The sequence below is a fragment of the Nonomuraea sp. NPDC050733 genome, assembly GCF_040654215.1.
Lineage (GTDB): Bacteria > Actinomycetota > Actinomycetes > Streptosporangiales > Streptosporangiaceae > Nonomuraea.
The window spans coordinates 55,068-71,200 of record NZ_JBFAHO010000011.1 but is presented as its reverse complement, the minus strand read 5'-3'; the positions used below and the strand labels follow the sequence as shown (position 1 = coordinate 71,200).

Below are 16,133 nucleotides of genomic sequence, written 5' to 3'. Positions count from 1 at the left end.
TAAGGCAAGTTGTCAAGCGAGCGTTTGCTACCTCCAGAGACTAGGCAATGGAGGCTCCCTGCTCGTGAAAGATATCACAAGCTCACGGAAGACCGCTTTTACCTGCCGTTTCTAGTTCGCGATCATGAACTGCCTGGAAAGGCGTGGATGACCGTTTCGCCGACGGCCTGCGCGCGCCCGTGCGGAGGCTCCTCCATCGGCCGGGCGGGCGGGTTGACCTGGTTGTTCACCGGACTGTTGACCGAGTCGTCCACCCGGCCGGCCACGGGGCGGTTCACCGGCGGGACCGGCGGCATGGGGCCGGTAGGCGGGCCGTCGTCGTCGGAGGGCGCCCCGCCGCGGGTGTGCGCTCCGCCCCTGCCGCGCCAGCGCGGCGCCGCCATCAGCACCACCAGGAGGCCGACCGCGAGCAGGATCACGACGGGGAACATGAGGACCGGCACACCCCCCTTCGACATCGCGACCAGGCCGAACGCGAACAGGAAGGCCCAGGCGTACATGATGAGGACCGAACGGCGGTGCGAGTGGCCGACGTCCATCAACCGGTGGTGCAGGTGGCCGCGGTCGGGCGCGAAGGGCGACAGGCCTTGGGACGTGCGGCGCACGACGGCGGTGATCAGGTCGATGAGCGGCAGGACCAGCACGGCCGCCGGCACCAGCAGCGGGAGCAGCACGCCGAACCGGTTGATGCCCTCGATGACCGACGGGTCGACCGGGGTCACGGTGACGATCGAGGAGGCGAGCACCAGGCCGATCAGCATGGCCCCGGTGTCGCCCATGAAGATCTTGGCCGGATGGAAGTTGTGCGGCAGGAAGCCGAGGCAGGTGCCGATGAGGATGGCCGCGATGCCGGCCGTGGTGGTGATGTTGTCGCCGCTGATGCTCTGCGACAGGAAGATCGAGTATGTCCAGGTGGCCATGGCGGCGATGCACACGATGCCCGCGGCCAGTCCGTCGAGGCCGTCGACGAAGTTGACCGCGTTGATCGTGACGACCACCACCAGGATGGTGATGATGGTGCTCAACGTGTAGTCGAGGCTGGTGGAGCCGCCCCAGTCCTTGGGCAGCGGGATGTAGACCAGGCGCAGGTCGAAGTAGACGAGGACGCCGGCGGCGGCGATCTGGCCGGCCAGCTTGATGAAGGGGTCCATCCCCCACCAGTCGTCCAGGAAGCCGGTGACCGTGATGAGGCCGCCAGCGATGATCAAGGCCATCACCGGATTGCCCTCGGCCTCGCCGAGCGCCTCGCCGGTGTGGGCGAGCTGGCTGGCCACCAGCAGCCCCGCCACCAGGCCGCCGTACATCGCCAGGCCCCCGAGCCGGGGCGTCGGCGTGGTGTGCACGTCGCGCTCGCGGATCTCCGGAGCGGCCCCTATGCGGATGGCGAAGCGGCGCACCAGCGGGACGAGGAGGTACGTCACCGCAGCCGCTATGAGCGCCATGAACAGGTATTCGCGCACGATCCTAGTTTCGCGGATGCGCCGGGCCACTGTGACCGGAAAACGACACAGACCGGCTTAATATTCGCTGAGATATGGCCGATGGATGGTCAGGAGCGCCGTCACCCGCTCGCGGACGTCCCCGGCGCCCCCGGGATTGCGCACCGCCTCGGCCACCAGCGTGCCGACCTCCTTCAGCTCCTCCGGCCCCATGCCCTGGGTCGTGACGCACGGCGTGCCGACGCGCAGGCCCGAGGTCACGGCCGGGGGCTCCGGATCATACGGGATGGCGTTGCGGTTCAGCGTGATCCCCGCCGCGGCGCACCGCCGCTCCGCCTCGGCCCCCGACACACCGAGGCCGCGCAGGTCGATGAGCGCGAGATGCGTGTCGGTGCCGCCGGACACCGGGCGCATGTCCGCCGCGGCCAGCGCGTCGCACAGCGCCCGCGCGTTGGCGACGACGCGCCTCGCGTACGCGGCGAACTCCGGCCGCAGCGCCTCCCCGAACGCCACCGCCTTGGCCGCCACGGCGTGCATCAGCGGCCCGCCCTGCACGAACGGGAACACCGCCCGGTCCACGCGCGCCGCCAGCTCCTCCGTGCACAGGATGCCGCCGCCGCGCGGCCCGCGCAGCGTCTTGTGCGTGGTGAACGTCACGACGTCCGCGTACGGCACCGCCGACGGGACCACCCCGGCCGCCATCAACCCCGCCGGGTGCGCGACGTCGGCCATCAGCCACGCGCCGACCTCGTCGGCGATGCCGCGGAACACGGCGAAGTCGAGCAGCCGCGGGTACGACGTCGCCCCGCACACGATGACCTTCGGCTGGTGCCGCAGCGCCAGATCCCTGACCTCGTCGTAGTCGACCAGCTCCGTGTCCCGGCGCACGCCGTACGACACCACGTCGAACCAGCGGCCCGAGAAGTTGACCTTGGACCCGTGCGTGAGGTGGCCGCCGTGCGGCAGCGCCATCGCCAGGATCGTGTCGCCCGGCTGGAGCAGCGCCGCGTAGGCGGCCAGGTTGGCAGAGGCGCCGGAGTGGGGCTGGACGTTGGCGTGGTCGGCGCCGAACAGCCGCCGTGCCCGCTCGGTCGCGAGCCGCTCGGCCCGGTCCACGACCTCGCAGCCGCCGTAGTAGCGCCGGCCGGGGTAGCCCTCGGCGTACTTGTTCGTGAGGGTGGACCCGAGGGCGGCGAGGACGGCGGGCGAGGCGAAGTTCTCGCTGGCGATGAGCTGGAGGCCGCCGCGCAGCCGCTCCAGCTCGTCCAGCAGTACCTGGGCCAGCTCCGGATCCTGTCCCTGGAGCAGGTCGAAGTCCGGGCCGTAGTAGGGCTGAGCACCCATTTTTCCACTGTAAGGGCGGATGTCCGATTTTCTAAGAGCGTGCTGTCCTTGGTGTCCCGTGCCGGCGGGTGGCCGTTCGGCCGCGGCCCGACCGCCCCGTCGTGCTGGTCCGCCCGTTCAGGGGTTCGCCGGCTCAGGAGAACGCGTGCGGCGCGCCCGCCGAGCTGGGGATCCAGCGCGGCGTGTCGGCGGCCTCGTCGCTGATGGAGGTGAGCACCGCCTGGCGGTACAGGGCGAGCCTGGAGCGCCACTCGGCGATGTCCTCGACGTACCGGGACCCCACGGGGGCGTCCCACGTCTGCGGGCTCCTGGCGAGCGTGTAGGCCTTGTCAAGGGCCTTCGTGAGCTCCTCCAGGAGGGGCTGGACGGTCTGCCAGGCGGTCACCAGGCGCTGGTACTCGGCATTGAACTCCCAGGCCCTCGGCTGGGAGTCGAGCGGGTTGGTGCCGCCGGTCATGGGCGGGGTCTCCCCCGGGCGCATCGGCTGGGGGGCGGGCGGGTCGACGAGTGCCATCATGCGCTCCTGTATCGGGTGCCGGGGCCGCCGTCGTGAGGGTGCTCGGGGTCGTCCGGGTCCCAGGGGTTCCGCGCGTCTTCGGGGGTGGGGACGGTGTCGGTCGGCTGAGCACCGCCGATCCGGTCGAGGAGGGAGCGCAGCTCGTCGAGGTCGAGGGGGCCGGCCGGGGCGGATACGGCGTGAGGGGTGCCTTGGGCGGTGATGGCCTGGTCGGCGCCCGGTGGTGCGTCGGGCGTCACCGGGGCGGCCGCGGCCCCCGAGCCACCGGATGACGCGGGGGCCGTGGGGTCGATGACCACCGGGGCACCCTGACCGGGCGTCGCGTCACGGCCGGGGGTGGTGTCGCGGCCGGGTGTTGTCTCACGGCCGGGTGTGGGGTCACGGTCGGGTGTGGTGCCGTCGACGTCTCGCGGCGTCGTGGTGTCCGCGCATCCCGTGCCGGCTCCGTCCACCTGGCCGGGCGTGGTGCCGGTCGTACGATCCGTCCCGGTGCCGTCCGCGTGACCGGGCGTGGTGTCGATCGGCTGGGCGGGGTGAGCGCCGCCGATCGGAGTGCCATCTGCCGGAACCGTGCCGATCGGGTGGACCGGGTGGGCGCCACCGATCGGAGTGCCGTCCGCAGGAGCGGTGCCGATGGGGGTGGTCGGGGTGGCGGGCTGGGCGTCGCCTGAGGGGGTGGGCATCTCGATCGGCTGGACCTTGTCGAGGTTGTCCAGGATGTCGCTGATCTGCGCGGCCGTGGGTGGATCGATGGGTATCTGGAGGACCTTCACGCCGTCGACGGTCACCACGTGTGGCTTGTGGGGGTCGAGATCGGCCGGGTGGTTCTTGGCGGGGGTGTCCACGCGGTCGTCCGGAGAGGCGGGATCGGCGGGGATGACGGGTTCCGCCGGGGTGCCCGGGTCTGCCGGGGTTGCAGGGGTCGAGGGGTCGGCCGGAGTCGTGGGGTCGATCGGAGTTGTGCGGTCGGCGCCGTCGCTTCCGGGGTCGGGGACGCCGATGGGGTCCGCAGGCGTGAGGTCGGACGCGTCCGCGCCCGACTCGGCGCCGCGGTCACGCCTGCTGCCCAGGTCGTCGCCCTTCGGCTCGTCGCGCGTGCCCAGGTCGTCACCGACGCCCGTGTCGTCGCGCGTGCCCGTGTCGTCACCTGTACGGGTGTCGTCGCCTGTGCGCGTGTCACCGCCGGTCCGCGTGTCACCGCCCGTGCGGCTGTCGTCCTTGCACGACTTGCCGTCGTCCCGAGTCCCGCCGTCGTCCCGGGTCCCGCCCCCGTCCCGAGTCCCGCCGTCGTCGCGACCTGTGTCGGTGTCGACCCTTCGACCGTCGTCGTCCTTGGCGTCCGGCTTGGAAGGCTTCGGGTCGTCGTCCTTCTTGGCGTCCTCGCCCTTCTTCGGCTCGTCCTCGCCCTTCTTGGGCTGCTCGTCGCCCGTTCTGGCGTCGTCCTTGGCTGGTTCGTGGTGCTCGCCGGTCTTGGGGACGTCGTCCTTGGCGTCCGGCTTGGACGGCTTGGACGGCTTGGGGTCGTCGTCCTTCTTGGCGTCCTCGCCCTTCTTGGGCTGGCCGTCGTCCGCCTTCGGCTCGTCCGACTTCTTGGGAGTCTCGTCCTTGGTGTCGGCGCGCACCGAGGGGCTGTGGTCGCGGGGCTCGTCGGCGCGCTTCTCCAGCAGCCCGAGCCGTACGCGAACGTCCTTGGCCATGGTGTCCGCGGCGTCCGCGATCTGGGCCGGACGGTGGGTGGCGCGCGTGGGCAGGCCGGCCCGGGTCATGATCTGGGTGACCCGGCCCTCCGTGGCGCGCATCTGGGCGGCCGCGCGCTTGATCTCCGCCAGCAGGTCACGGACCGCTTCGGGATCCATGCCGTCGAACTTGCCCATGGGCTGCTCCCGGACGTCGTGGCCGCTCCGGAAGTCACCGTAGGCATGTCCGGACCGCGACCGCAGCCGGGATAAGCAGACGGTATACGTCAGTCGTCGGTGGCGACGTACCCGATGATGCCGCGCAGCTTCTCCACCGGGATCGCCCCGCGCCTCAGCAGCCGCGGCACCGCGGTGGTGAGGTCGAGGATGGTGGACGGCGTGTTGTCGGTGGTCTTGCCGCCGTCGAGGTAGACGGCGACGGACTCGCCGAGCTGCTCCTCGGCCTCGCCGGCGGTGACGGCGGCGGGCGCGCCGGACCGGTTGGCGCTGGACACGGCCATCGGGCCGGTCTCCTTGAGCAGGTCGAGCGCCACCGGGTGGAGCGGCATGCGGATCGCGACCGTGCCCTTGGTGTCGCCGAGGTCCCACGACAGGGCCCGGTTGGCCTTGCAGACGAGCGTGAGCGGCCCGGGCCAGAAGGCGTCGATGAGGTCCTGGCCGTACGGGCCGAGGTCCTCGACGAGCGCGCCGGCGGCGCGGACGGTGCCGACGAGGACCGGCGGCGGCATGTCGCGGCCCCTGCCCTTGGCCTCCAGCAGCGCGGTGACGGCCGCGGGGGTGAACGCGTCGGCGCCGATGCCGTAGACGGTGTCGGTCGGAAGCACCACCAGCTCGCCGCGGCGGACGGCGGCGGCGGCCTCGGTCAGGCCCTCGGCGCGTTGTTCGAGGTCCGTGCAGTCAAAGGTTCTGCCCACGCGTGCATCCTAGTCAGTCGGGCTAGTCGGGCTCGTCCTGGCCGAGCCTCGCGGTGACGAAGCGGTCCCTTCGGGTCAGGTCCTGGTGCAGGCGCACGTCACGCCATCCGCTGGCCTCGGGGAACGTAAGGTAGACGGCGTTGCCCTGCTCGTCGGCGTGCTCGACGGCCACCCAGCCGCCGGGGCGCAGCAGCCGCCGGGCCGTGCGCTCGACCGCGCGTACCTCGCCGAGGCCGTCGTCGCCGGTGCCGTAGAGCGCCCGCGAGGGGTCGTAGTCGCGCACCTCGGGGTCGCGCGGGATGGCGCCGGGCGGGATGTAGGGCGGGTTGGAGATGACCAGGTCGACTTTGCCGTTGAGCTCGGGCAGCGCCTCGGCGAGGTCCTCCGGGTGCAGGTGGACCCGGCCCTGGCCGTGCTCGGTGATGTTGCGCTTGGCCCAGCCGTACGCGTCGGGGTCGACCTCGACCGCGTGGACCTCGGCCAGCGCCACCTCCTGGGCGATGGACAGCGCGATGGCGCCGGAGCCGGTGCCGAGGTCGACGACCAGCGGCGCGGCGACGTCCATCGCGTGCAGGGTCTCGATGGCCCAGCCGGCCATGACCTCGGTCTCGGGCCGCGGCACGAACACCCCGGGCCCCACCCTGAGCTCCAGGTAGCGGAAGTAGGCGTGCCCGGTGATGTGCTGCAGCGGCTCACGGGCCTCGCGGCGGGCGACGCCCTCCCAGAACAGGGCATCGAAGTCGGCGTCCCCGACCGTGTGCAGCTCACTCCTGCGCACGCCGTGAACGAATGCCGCGATCTCCTCCGCGTCGGTGCGCGGCGAGGGCACACCTGCCTCGGCCAGCCGGGCGGTGGCGAGCGCGATTTCGTCCAGCAGAAATGTCATGAGTGTTGTGCGAGCTTCTCCGCCATCTCGGCGTCGATGAGTGCCTGGGTGACGGCGTTGAGCTCACCGTCGAGGACCTGGTCGAGGTTATACGCCTTGAAGCCGACGCGGTGGTCGGAGATGCGGTTCTCGGGAAAGTTGTAGGTGCGGACGCGCTCGGAGCGGTCGACGGTGCGGACCTGCGACTTGCGCTCGGCCTGCGCGGCGGCGTCGGCCTGCTCCTGGGCGATGGCCAGCAGCCGGGCGCGCAGGATGCGCAGCGCCGACTCCTTGTTCTGGAGCTGGCTCTTCTCGTTCTGGCAGGAGACGACCACGCCGGTGGGCAGGTGGGTGATGCGGACCGCGGAGTCGGTGGTGTTGACGCTCTGGCCGCCGGGGCCGCTGGAGCGGTAGACGTCGATGCGCAGGTCGTTGGGGTCGACGTGGACGTCGACCTCCTCGGCCTCCGGATAGACGAGCACGCCCGCGGCGCTGGTGTGGATGCGGCCCTGCGACTCGGTGACGGGCACCCGCTGCACGCGGTGGACGCCGCCCTCGTACTTGAGCCGGGACCACACGCCCTCGTCGCCCTTGGCCTTGATGCCGACCGTGACGTCCTTGTAGCCGCCGAGGTCGGAGGGCTGGGTGTCGATGATCTCGGTCTTCCAGCCGAGCCGCTCGGCGTAGCGGAGGTACATGCGCAGCAGGTCGCCGGCGAACAGCGCGGACTCCTCGCCGCCCTCGCCCGCCTTGATCTCCATGATGATGTCCTTGTCATCGTTGGGATCGCGCGGGATCAGCAGGTGCTTGAGGCGCTCCTCCAGCTGGGGGATGCGCTCCTCCAGCTCGGTCGCCTCGGCCGCGAACGCCTCGTCCTCACCGGCCAGCTCCTTGGCGGCGCTCAGGTCGTCGCGGACCGACTCCAGCTCGCGGTAGGTGGTGACGATGGGCGTGAGCTGGGAGTAACGCCTGCCGAGGGTGCGGGCCTGGTGCTGGTCGGCGTGCACGGCGGGATCGGCGAGCCGCAGCTCCAGCTCGGAATACTCCTTGAGCAACTCGTCGAGGTTCACCGTGGGTCCTTCTGCTTGGTTTTCCGGCCGTTCACCAACAACGCCGACCCGGCGCACCCATGAGTGCGTCCGGGCCGGCGTCGGTGAAGCTACTTGCCCGAGGCCTTCTTGCCGAAGCGCTTCTCGAAGCGGGCCACCCGGCCGCCGGTGTCGAGGATCTTCTGCTTGCCCGTGTAGAACGGGTGGCAGGCGGAGCACACGTCGGCGTGGATGGCGCCGTTCTTCGCGGTGCTGCGCGTCGTGAAGGTGTTGCCACAGGTGCAGGTCACCTGGGTGACGTTGTAGTCGGGGTGGATGTCGCGCTTCATTGCTGTCCTTTCGGGGTGCGGCCGCCGGGTCGCCTGTTCACGCGCTGAGCGCGTCGGCGGGAGCCGGAGCCGCTACGGGTCAGCTACCAGTGTGCCAGATGCTTCAACCCTCCCAGGCCACGTGGCATTCCCCCGGGTCGTATGGCGATCCTTATGACGCGGTCACGCGAGTCACACTAGGCTCCCGCGCACAAACCGTTACTTACCACCCATAAGGACTGCGATCAGATGATGAAGGGGATGCGGCTGCTCATCGCGGCCGCTACGGGGGCAACGCTTCTCGTCGGAGGTGTGCACGTCTCGGCCGCGAACGCGGCCACGGCCGGTCCGGACTTCTCCGGCGCGGCCTCCTCCGACGCGTTCATCCCCCTCGACAAGGACGTCGAGGTCAGCGTGACGCTGCAGCTGAGGGACCCGGGGACCGTCAGCGCCGTCAGCGGCGACATCACGCCACCCGGAGGCGCCGGGCGGCCGGTGGGCTTCAACTTCCGGCCGTCCGGCGCGGCGGAGACCACGCTGACCGGCCGCTTCGCCATCGGCAAGGACGACCCCGCCGGCAGCTGGCGGATGAACGTCAAGGTCACCCGCGACGGCGCCACCCGGGACAACGTCTTCGTCCTCGGCGTCGCGGCCCGGCAGGGCATCACCGACGCGGAGGTGCGGCCGAACCCCGTGCAGCTCGTCAAGGGCAAGGACGTCAAGGTCTCGGTCCGGGCGGGCGTCACCGGGGCGGCGTCCGTGTCGGCCCTGCTGGTCCACGACGAGACGGCCGAGACCTTCGACCTCGGCGACCTGGAGCGTGGCTCCGACGGCTACTACCGCGGCGTCACGTACTTCAGCGACGACACCGGGCCCGGCTCGTGGACCCTCGAGGTCCACGCCACCCGGGGCGGCCAGACGCTCAAGGGCGTCGCGTCGTTCACCGTCAAGGCCCCGGCACGGGGCTCCTCCGGGAAGACGAGGACCAGGGTGACGATCAGCGCCCCGGCCAAGGCGGCCAAGGGACGTCCGGTCAAGGTCCAGGGCAAGGTCTTCCGCGGCTCCGCGGCCTACCCGGGCAAGAAGCTGGAGGTGTACTTCAAGGCCAAGGGCACCAAGACGTACAAGCTGCTGGGCTTCGCGCGGAGCAACTCCTCCGGCAAGTACGTCAAGACGTACACGGCCCGGAAGGACGGCTACTTCCGTGTCAAGGCGCCGGGCACGACCAAGACCCGCAGCTCCCTGTCACCGCAGGAGTTCGTCGACGTCAGGCCCTGACGCGCCCGCTCCTGGGACGTTCTAACGGCCCAGGTAGGTGAGCACGGCGAGCACCCGCCGATGGTCCTCGGGCGCCGGCCCGAGGGCCAGCTTGGTGAAGATGCCGGAGATGTGCTTCTCCACCGCGCCCTCCGTGACCACCAGCCGCGAGGCGATCGCGGTGTTGGAGCGGCCCTCGGCCATCAGCGCCAGCACCTCACGCTCACGCGGCGACAGCGTGTCGAGCGGGGCGCCACGGCGCTGGCGGCTGAGGAGCTGCATGACCACCTCGGGGTCGATGACCGTGCCGCCCGCGGCCACCTGTCTCACCGCCTCCAGGAACTCGGCCACGTCGGCGACCCGCTCCTTCAGCAGGTAGCCGACGGCCCGGCCGATCAGCTCCCCGGCGTAGCGCTCCTCGACGTACTGCGACAGCACGAGGATCGGGAAGTCGGGCCGCGCCTCGCGCACGCGCAGTGCGGCCCGCAGCCCCTCGTCGGTGTGCGTGGGCGGCATCCGGACGTCGACGATGGCGAGGTCGGGGTCGTGCCGCTCGACCGCCTCCACCAGGGCGTCGCCCTCGGACACGCTCTCCACCGTCTCCACGCCGCCGTCGGCCAGCAGGCGCGCCAGCCCTTCGCGCAGGAGCACGGAGTCCTCGGCGATCACCACGCGCATGACCTCATGACTACCACGCGCAGGGCAGCTCCGCGCGCACGATCGTCGGACCGCCGACGGGGCTGTGCAGCACCAGGACGCCGTCGATGGTGGCCGCCCGGTCGGCCAGGCCGGCCAGCCCGCCGCCGGGGTGGACGACCGCTCCGCCGATCCCGTCGTCCCACACGTCCACCGTCACTCCCCCGCCCTCCCGGGCCACCCGCACGCTCGCCTCGGTGGCCGCGGCGTGCTTGGCCAGGTTCGCCAGCGCCTCGGCCACGATGAAGTACGCGATGCTCTCCACGGCCGCCGGCGGCCGCTCCTCCACCTCGACCGACACGTCCACGCGGATCGGGGCGCGGGCGGCCAGCGCCGACAGGGCCGCGTCGAGCCCCCGGTCGCTGAGGATCGCCGGATGGATGCCGCGGGCGAGGTCGCGCAGCTCCTGGATGGCGGCCTTGGTGCCCGCGTGCGCCTGCTCGATGAGCGCCCGCGCCTCCTCCGGGTCGGTGTCGAGCTTCGTCCGGGCGCGGCCCAGGTCGACCGCGACGGACAACAGCCGCTGCTGGGCGCCGTCGTGCAGGTCGCGCTCGATGCGGCGCCGCTCGGTCTCGGCCGCGTCGACGCCCCTCGCCCTGCTGGCCCGCAGCCGCTCCTCCTCGCTCCCGCCGAGCAGGACGACGGCCAGCGTGCCGTGCAGCCACGCCATGCCGCGCACGGCGTACGCGGTGACGACGAGCATGCCCAGCCCGGCGACGGAGGCGAGCACCGCCTCCGGCCAGGAGTCGACCACGAACCCGAAGGCGTAGGTCAGGGTCGCGTACCCCGTGAACAGGATCGGGGCCGCCAGCATGGACAGCGTCGCCGTCCACAGCGCGACGGAGATCACGCACTCGAACAGGCTGAGCGGGAACAGCAGCAGCAGGTAACCGAGGTCCCTCCAGGTCGCCGGGTCGCCGAGCAGCCAGCTCAGATGCCTGGCGATGCCCTTGCCGGGCCGGGGCCGGTGCGGCGGCACGATGCGCACGCCCAACGCGACGCGTAACAGGCGCCGCTCCAGGTTGGCCGCGCCGCGCCAGAGCCAGATGGTGGCCACCAGCAGCGGAATGCCGATCCACAGGAGCACCAGGCCGAGCGACAGCGGCACCGCCAGCGTCAGCACCACGAACCAGCCCAGCCCGGCCACGGGGCTCAGCAGGCAGTACGGCACGGCCCGCCACGTCGCGGGGTCGGTCAGCACGGCCCACGGGCCCCGAGGCTCGAACGGCACCCGCGTCCGTGTCGCCACGGCGGTCATGTCGGCTCCCATGGGGACAGCGTGCCCTGCGGGAGCGCGGGAGTGAATCCGGGGAGCTTCCCGTCCGGGGGTGGGGTTATCCCCCCTCGCGGGAGCCACGGGACGCGAAAGGGGCGGCCGGGAGACCCGGCCGCCCCTTACTCGTGCGCGCGTCAGTCGCGGTCGTTGCTCACCGTGGTCTTCTGGACCTGCAGGAGGAACTCGGCGTTGGACTTGGTCTCCTTCATCTTCTCCAGGAGAAGCTCCAGAGCCTGCTGCATGTCCAGGGCGTGCAGGACGCGGCGGAGCTTCCACACGATCTGGAGCTCGTCCTTGCCCATGAGGATCTCTTCCTTACGGGTGCCGGACGCGTCGACGTCCACCGCAGGGAAGATGCGCTTGTCCGCCAGGGAACGGTTGAGCTTGAGCTCGGCGTTGCCCGTGCCCTTGAACTCCTCGAAGATGACCTCGTCCATCTTGGACCCGGTCTCGACCAGGGCCGTGGCGAGGATCGTCAGCGAGCCGCCGTTCTCGATGTTGCGGGCGGCGCCGAAGAAGCGCTTCGGCGGGTAGAGCGCCGTGGAGTCGACACCACCCGACAGGATGCGCCCGGACGCCGGGGCCGCCAGGTTGTAGGCGCGGCCGAGGCGGGTGATCGAGTCGAGCAGGACGACCACGTCGTGGCCCAGCTCCACCAGGCGCTTGGCCCGCTCGATGGCGAGCTCGGCGACCGTGGTGTGGTCCTCGGCGGGACGGTCGAAGGTCGAGTGGATGACCTCGCCCTTGACCGACCGCTGCATGTCGGTGACCTCTTCGGGCCGCTCGTCCACGAGCACGACCATGAGGTGGCACTCGGGGTTGTTGCGGGTGATCGCGTTGGCGATCGACTGCAGCACCATCGTCTTGCCGGCCTTGGGCGGCGAGACGATGAGGCCACGCTGGCCCTTGCCGATGGGCGCGACCAGGTCGATGATCCTCGTGGTGAGGATGTTCGGCTCGGTCTCCAGGCGCAGGCGCTCCTGCGGGTAGAGCGGCGTCAGCTTGTTGAAGTCGGGCCGGTTGCGGGCCTGGTCCGGGTCCATGCCGTTGACGGTGTCGAGGCGGACCAGGGCGTTGAACTTCTCGCGGCGCTCGCCGTCGCGCGGCTGCCGGACGGCGCCGGTGATGACGTCGCCCTTGCGCAGGCCGTTGCGGCGGATCTGCGCGATCGAGACGTACACGTCGTTGCTGCCCGGCAGGTAGCCGCTGGTGCGCACGAACGCGTAGTTGTCGAGGATGTCGAGGATGCCGGCGATCGGGATGAGGACGTCGTCCTCGCCGATCACGGGCTCGCTGCCCTCGAAGCGGTCACGGCCGCGGCCGCGGTTGCGCTCCCTGAACCGGCCCCGGCGACCGCGTCCGCCGCGGTCGTCGTCGTCGCCGCCACCGCGCTGGTCGTTGCGGTCGCCGCGCTGGTCACGGCCGGCGTCGGCGACGCGCTGGTCACGGCCGTCCCGGCCACCGTCACGGCCGCCGTCGCGACCGCTGTCACGGCCGCCGTCGCGTCCACCGTCACGGCCGCCGTCGCGGATGCTGTCACGGCCGCCGTCACGACCGCCGTCACGGATGCTGTCGCGACCGCCGTCACGGCCGCCCTCACCGCGGTCGCCGGTCAGGCGGTCGTTGCCCCGGTCGTTGCCGGCGCGCTCGCCACGCTCGCGGCGCTCGCCGCGGCTGCGCCGCTCGCGGCGGCTCTCGCCGCGCTCGCCACGCTGGTCGCCCTGCGTCACGTCAGCGGGCTGGGCAGGCTGCTCGACTACCGGCTCGGCCACGGGAGCCGGGGCGGCAGCGGCGGCCACGGGCTCGGCGACGGGCTCGGCCTGAGGCGCGGGCTCGTCGGCGGGCTTGGCGCGGGAACGTTCCCTGCGGGCCCGGGTGGGGCGCTCCGCCACGGGAGCCGCGTCAGCCACGGCGGGTGCCTCGGCCACGGGAGCCGGCGCGCTCGCGCCGTCCGCGGAGCCGCCCTGCTTCTCCTGGATGGCCGCGATGAGCTGGCTCTTCCGCATGCGCCCGGTGCCGCTGATGCCCAGCTCGGCGGCCATCTTCTGCAGCTCGGGCAGCACCTTCGCGGACAGGCCGGTGCCGGAGCGACGCGCGCGAGGCTTCGCCGCACGGGAGGGGGTGTCGCCGGACGCGGGCTGCGCAGGCGAGCCCGATGCGTCGGAGAGGAGTTCGGTGGTGTCGCTCAACTAAAAGGTCCTTCCCAGGGGTCGGGCGCCGGTTTCGTTCTGCCGGGCGTCCCGGAGGTGCTTGCGATCCGGCGCAACAGACCGGGTCGGGGTGCACTTTGCGATCTTCGGCCGCCGCTGGGGACGGTCGCCACTCATCGGGAGAGGCTCGTCCAGGCCGCCACAGGCCGGTGGCGCGTGGAAGACACCCCCCAGATTGCTGTCGCCAGCCAGATGTCGAGGTGATTCGAACGCGCAGACCCCCGTCGACGCCGCCTCACGTCGGGCCAACCGGGTGTGGGCCAACCGGAGGCGACGGGTTCCGGGGAGACAGCCGCGCTGCTCACGCCTCGCGACGTGAAGCATGATGCAGCGATGTGTGGCTGACAAGCACGCACCCAACAAGGGGGCATCTGGTGCGGCTATCAGCCTAACATCACCAGCGCACACGGCTATTCCCTGGAGGTCTAAAGAGGCATCAGCGTGTCTCGGGAAACTGAACGTTCGCCCCGACCTGGTCGACGTCCATTTGCTGGATGTGCCAGTCAGTACCCACTTCGGGCGCGATCAAATCCTGCGAATCCGGTGTCGAAAACGCGAGGACCGTGGGACCCGCGCCCGACACGATCGCGGGCACGCCCACTGCACGCAGACGTTGTACCAGATCCGCGCTCCGCGGCATCGCAGGCGCGCGGTAGTGCTGGTGGAGCCGGTCTTCGGTCGCCGCCATGAGCAACCCCCGATCAGGCCGCTGGGTCAGCGCGGCGATCAGCAGCGCGGCCCGGCCGGCGTTGAAGGAGGCGTCCTTGTGGGGCACGTCCTTCGGCAGCAGCCCCCGTGCCCTCTCCGTGGCCAGTCGTGTCGCCGGGACGAACACGACGGGACGCACACGTGCGTCGGGGACCAGTTTCACCATACGCGGTGCGCCGGACTGCTCCATCCAGGCCACGGTCAGGCCCCCGGCCAGGCAAGGAGCGACGTTGTCGGGGTGGCCCTCCATCTCGGTGGCCAGCGCGAACACCTCGTCGTCGCCGAACCCGCCGCCCTCCGACAAGCCGCCGTAGGAGAAGTCGCCGTAGGAGAAGTCGCCGTGGGACGAGCCGCCGTCGGGCAAGTCGCCGTCGGACCCGCGCGGGAAAGCGAGCGCGCGGGCGGCGAGGATGCCCGCGCAGATGGCCGCCGACGACGAGCCGAGGCCGCGGGCGTGCGGGATGCGGTTGAGGCAGCTCACCCGGATGCCGGCCGGCTGCGCGACGCCCATGCGGTCGAACGCCCGGCGTATCGCCTTGACGACCAGATGGCCCTCGCCGAGGTCCAGCTCCCCCTCGCCCTCGCCGCGGACCGTCACCTGGACGCCGGGCTCGGCGGTCAGCTCCGCCTCCACCTCGTCGTACAGGCCGAGCGCCAGGCCGAGCGCGTCGAAGCCGGGGCCCAGGTTGGCCGACGTGGCGGGCACGCGGATCAGCACGGTGCCCCTCCGAACAGGGCTCATCCGATCAGGTCTTCCTCTCCGCGCGGCGGGTCAGGCCAGGCCGAGGGCGGCGGCGGCCGCGTGGACGTCGATGGGCACGGTGACCGGCGCAGGAGCGCCCGAGATGGCCCAGTCGGGGTCCTTCAGGCCGTTGCCGGTGACCGTGCAGACGATCCGCTGCCCGGGCTCGATCAGCCCCTCCGCGTGCGCCTGGAGCAGGCCGGCGACGCCGGCCGCCGAGGCCAGCTCGACGAACACACCCTCCTCCTGCGCCAGCAGCTTGTACGCGGCGGCGATCTGCCGGTCGGTGACCGACTGGATGGCGCCGCCGGACTCGTCGCGCGCGGCGGTGGCGAGCTGCCACGAGGCCGGGTTGCCGATGCGGATGGCGGTGGCGATCGTGTGCGGGTGGGCCACGGGCGCGCCGGTCACGATCGGGGCCGCGCCGCTCGCCTGGAAGCCGAACATCCGCGGCGCCTTCGACGACACCCCGTCGGACAGGTACTCCTGGTAGCCCATCCAGTACGCGGAGATGTTGCCCGCGTTGCCCACGGGAATGCAGTGGATGTCGGGCGCGTCGCCGAGCGTGTCGACGATCTCGAACGCGGCCGTCTTCTGGCCCTGGAGCCGGAACGGGTTGACCGAGTTGACCAGCGCGATGGGATAGCTGGAGGACAGCTTGCGGGTCATCTCCAGGCAGTCGTCGAACGACCCCTCGACCTGGAGCAGCGTGGCGCCGTGGACGAGCGCCTGGGCCAGCTTGCCCATGGCGATCTTGCCGCGGGGCACGAGCACGGCGCAGGTGAGCCCGGCGCGCACGGCGTAGGCGGCGGCCGAGGCCGAGGTGTTGCCGGTGGAGGCGCAGATGACCGCCTTGGCGCCCTCCTCGACGGCCTTGCTGATGGCCATGGTCATGCCACGGTCCTTGAAGCTGCCCGTCGGGTTGGCGCCCTCGACCTTGAGGTAGACGTCGCAGCCGGTGAGGGCGGAGACGCGGTGCGCGGGCACCAGGGGCGTGCCGCCCTCGAGAAGCGTGACGACCGGCGTCCTCGTGGTGACCGGAAGGCGCTCTCGGTACTCCTCGATGAGGCCACGCCACGACCTGCTCATGATGACTCCCTGCCTGCGGTGT

General features: G+C 71.6%; 14 protein-coding genes. 1 reads left to right on the top strand and 13 read right to left on the bottom strand.

Annotation, left to right across the window (positions count from 1 at the left end; all coding sequences use genetic code 11):
- Positions 1–122 precede the first annotated feature (122 nt).
- The 8 genes from AB0H64_RS20035 to rpmE form a co-directional block, all read right to left on the bottom strand.
- Positions 123–1,460 (bottom strand): MraY family glycosyltransferase, encoded by a 1,338-nt coding sequence (locus AB0H64_RS20035; protein ID WP_357626359.1) that lies wholly within the window; start codon positions 1,458–1,460, stop codon positions 123–125.
- A gap of 57 nt (positions 1,461–1,517) precedes the next feature.
- On the bottom strand, positions 1,518–2,783 hold the full coding sequence (glyA, locus tag AB0H64_RS20030) for a serine hydroxymethyltransferase (RefSeq protein ID WP_357626357.1): 1,266 nt from the start codon (positions 2,781–2,783) through the stop codon (positions 1,518–1,520).
- A gap of 133 nt (positions 2,784–2,916) precedes the next feature.
- Entirely contained in the window at positions 2,917–3,300 is a 384-nt protein-coding gene (locus AB0H64_RS20025) for a hypothetical protein (protein WP_357626355.1), read from the bottom strand.
- On the bottom strand, positions 3,297–5,174 hold the full coding sequence (locus AB0H64_RS20020; protein WP_357626352.1) for a hypothetical protein: 1,878 nt from the start codon (positions 5,172–5,174) through the stop codon (positions 3,297–3,299). Before AB0H64_RS20020 ends, AB0H64_RS20025 begins: the two co-directional genes overlap by 4 nt.
- 89 nt (positions 5,175–5,263) lie before the next feature.
- Positions 5,264–5,911 (bottom strand): L-threonylcarbamoyladenylate synthase, encoded by a 648-nt coding sequence (locus tag AB0H64_RS20015; protein ID WP_310710578.1) that lies wholly within the window; start codon positions 5,909–5,911, stop codon positions 5,264–5,266.
- Positions 5,912–5,933: 22 nt separating this feature from the next.
- Positions 5,934–6,797 carry a peptide chain release factor N(5)-glutamine methyltransferase gene (gene prmC / locus AB0H64_RS20010; RefSeq protein ID WP_357626349.1) on the bottom strand — a complete coding sequence of 288 codons (864 nt, stop codon included), beginning with the start codon at positions 6,795–6,797 and terminating at the stop codon, positions 5,934–5,936.
- Complete coding sequence (gene prfA, locus AB0H64_RS20005) at positions 6,794–7,846, bottom strand: peptide chain release factor 1 (protein WP_357626347.1); 1,053 nt, start codon at positions 7,844–7,846, stop codon at positions 6,794–6,796. The genes prmC and prfA overlap by 4 nt, the downstream gene beginning before the upstream one ends.
- Positions 7,847–7,935: 89 nt before the next feature.
- Positions 7,936–8,154, bottom strand: a complete 219-nt coding sequence (gene rpmE, locus AB0H64_RS20000) for a 50S ribosomal protein L31 (protein WP_310710575.1) — start codon at positions 8,152–8,154, stop codon at positions 7,936–7,938.
- Positions 8,155–8,382: 228 nt separating this feature from the next.
- Here rpmE and AB0H64_RS19995 point away from each other — a divergent pair, with 228 nt between their 5' ends.
- Positions 8,383–9,411 (top strand): hypothetical protein, encoded by a 1,029-nt coding sequence (locus AB0H64_RS19995; protein WP_357626343.1) that lies wholly within the window; start codon positions 8,383–8,385, stop codon positions 9,409–9,411.
- A 21-nt stretch (positions 9,412–9,432) separates the two neighbouring features.
- On the opposite strand, the gene AB0H64_RS19990 is transcribed toward AB0H64_RS19995, so the two are convergent.
- The 5 genes from AB0H64_RS19990 to thrC form a co-directional block, all read right to left on the bottom strand.
- Positions 9,433–10,068, bottom strand: a complete 636-nt coding sequence (locus AB0H64_RS19990; RefSeq protein ID WP_357626341.1) for a response regulator transcription factor — start codon at positions 10,066–10,068, stop codon at positions 9,433–9,435.
- Positions 10,069–10,078: 10 nt separating this feature from the next.
- Positions 10,079–11,356 (bottom strand): sensor domain-containing protein, encoded by a 1,278-nt coding sequence (locus AB0H64_RS19985; protein ID WP_357626338.1) that lies wholly within the window; start codon positions 11,354–11,356, stop codon positions 10,079–10,081.
- A 140-nt stretch (positions 11,357–11,496) separates the two neighbouring features.
- Positions 11,497–13,551 carry a transcription termination factor Rho gene (gene rho / locus AB0H64_RS19980; RefSeq protein ID WP_357626336.1) on the bottom strand — a complete coding sequence of 685 codons (2,055 nt, stop codon included), beginning with the start codon at positions 13,549–13,551 and terminating at the stop codon, positions 11,497–11,499.
- A 457-nt stretch (positions 13,552–14,008) separates the two neighbouring features.
- A complete protein-coding gene (locus AB0H64_RS19975; protein ID WP_357626334.1) occupies positions 14,009–15,022 on the bottom strand; it encodes a homoserine kinase in 1,014 nt (337 codons plus the stop codon).
- 30 nt (positions 15,023–15,052) lie between these two features.
- Positions 15,053–16,111 (bottom strand): threonine synthase, encoded by a 1,059-nt coding sequence (gene thrC, locus AB0H64_RS19970; RefSeq protein WP_357626331.1) that lies wholly within the window; start codon positions 16,109–16,111, stop codon positions 15,053–15,055.
- Positions 16,112–16,133: the final 22 nt, after the last annotated feature.